Annotated in this window: 1 protein-coding gene and 1 pseudogene; both read left to right on the top strand. The window is 61.8% G+C overall.

Annotation, left to right across the window (positions count from 1 at the left end; translation table 11 throughout):
* A partial coding sequence (locus VK682_RS27145; RefSeq protein WP_089852573.1) for a tyrosine-type recombinase/integrase occupies window positions 1-607 on the top strand: 607 nt, incomplete at its 5' end.
* Window positions 608-1119: 512 nt separating this feature from the next.
* Window positions 1120-1942: pseudogene (locus VK682_RS27140) on the top strand (hypothetical protein); the annotation flags it as partial.

The raw sequence follows: 1942 nt of genomic DNA, 5'->3' as shown, positions 1-1942 counted from the left end.
CATGTCCGAAATGCGCCTGCATGATCCCGCCGGAAACCGGCTCTATCTGAACGCCGAGGAGCGCGCCGCCTTCCTGACCGCGGCCCGGCGCCAGCCCGCGCGGGACCGCACGCTTTGCGAGATGCTGCACTGGACCGGCTGCCGGCCGTCCGAGCTTCTGGAGATCACCCCGGCCCGCATCGACCTCTCGGGCGGCAGCATCACGCTCCGGTCGCTGAAGAAGCGCAAGGATGCGTCCGGGCGGCAGAAGGTGATCTTCCGATCCGTCCCGGTGCCGGCGGAATTCCTCGACACGCTCAACACCGCGCATGGCATTCGCGAGGCGCAGCGCTCGCGGAAGAAAGCGGCGCAGCCGATCTGGAACCTCGGCCGGGTGCGGGTCTGGCAGATCGTGAAGGGCGTCATGATCGAGGCGGGTGTTCCCGATGCGCCGCACCGCAGCCCAAAGGGCTTGCGTCACGGCTTTGGCGTGCATGCGACCGTCCAGGGCGTGCCGCTGCACATGCTGCAGCGCTGGCTCGGCCATGCCCAGCTCAGCACAACGGCGATCTACGCCGATGCCGTCGGGAAAGAGGAGAAAGACATCGCCGCGAGGATGTGGCGCTAGGTGAGGCCAGGTCATGGTCGTTGCGCCAGAATGCGAAAATCCTTCTTCCTGTTCTTCTTGTCATAAAGCCAGTCTCGGTCGACGGCACGGCTGCGCCAATGAAACAAAGANGTCGGGAAAGAGGAGAAAGACATCGCCGCGAGGATGTGGCGCTAGGTGAGGCCAGGTCATGGTCGTTGCGCCAGAATGCGAAAATCCTTCTTCCTGTTCTTCTTGTCATAAAGCCAGTCTCGGTCGACGGCACGGCTGCGCCAATGAAACAAAGAGCCTTACGGCATCACGTCCGAACAATACGATCCTTCCCCCCCCCCGCACCTTTGGATTTGCGAAAATAAAACCTTATAATTCAATGANAGCCTTACGGCATCACGTCCGAACAATACGATCCTTCCCCCCCCGCATCTTTGGATTTGCGAAAATAAAACCTTATAATTCAATGGCTTGAGATCATTTTTGGGGGTTGTGCCCGGTGGCCGTACCGAGTAGGGCGCGCCCGTCTCAAGGAGCGCAATATGATCAATACCCTTCCCCCCGATGACTATCCTCCCGCTTGGCTGCCATATGCCGTCACCCTGATCCGACGCCTGAGTGAAAGCGTCGACAGTGAAGCCGTCGCCCCGGTCGAGGTCTGGGATGGCGACAGCGGCGGCACGCGGTCTTCCCGGACGGAACGCAGCATCATAACCACCCACTCTGGCCGCCTCCTCATGCTCATTCGCATGGCCGCCAGCTTCGGACCCGAGGAAAGCTTTCAGGATCGGGTTCTGCGCCCTGGGGGCGTAACCATGTGGGCCGGCATCAAGCCGCGCGAGCTGACCCTCATCGAGTATCTTCTGAAACATGGCGTGGTGCCTTCGAACGTGCAGGTCTACACGCGCAGTCCGCACCGTCCGAGCGGACCGGTCCTCCAGCTCTGCAAGCCTGACACCCAATACACAGGGGAAATTTCCAAGGCGATGCAGGCCGCCTTTGAAAATCGCATCAGCGAAGCGCTACCCTTGCCGGCCCCCATTTTGATCTTGCTACCCGACGGGTTGGAGCTGTCTGAACCTCTCCAGCGCATCCTGCCGGACCCGGAACGCCTCGCACCCATTGATCGCATCATCATGCTCGTCCTGCTCTGCGAGCTCTACAACGTTTCGGACGCGCCGGAGCGCGAGGCCGTCCTGCGGCTCTTGCCGGATGATACGAGCTTGGCCGCCCTCGAGTATACCTCCCTCCTGATGGCCCTGCGGGCGCCTTCGGCCTTCGAGGCGGCCCAAGCGCTCCACAGGATGGCGCAACCTGCTCGTGCCATGCGCCAGAACGGCCTCACCCTCGAAGAAATTGGCGGGT

Origin of the sequence: Salipiger marinus (assembly GCF_035481585.1) — a bacterium.
In the GTDB taxonomy this organism is placed as follows: domain Bacteria; phylum Pseudomonadota; class Alphaproteobacteria; order Rhodobacterales; family Rhodobacteraceae; genus Salipiger; species Salipiger marinus.
This window is presented reverse-complemented; position numbering and strand designations above follow the sequence as displayed.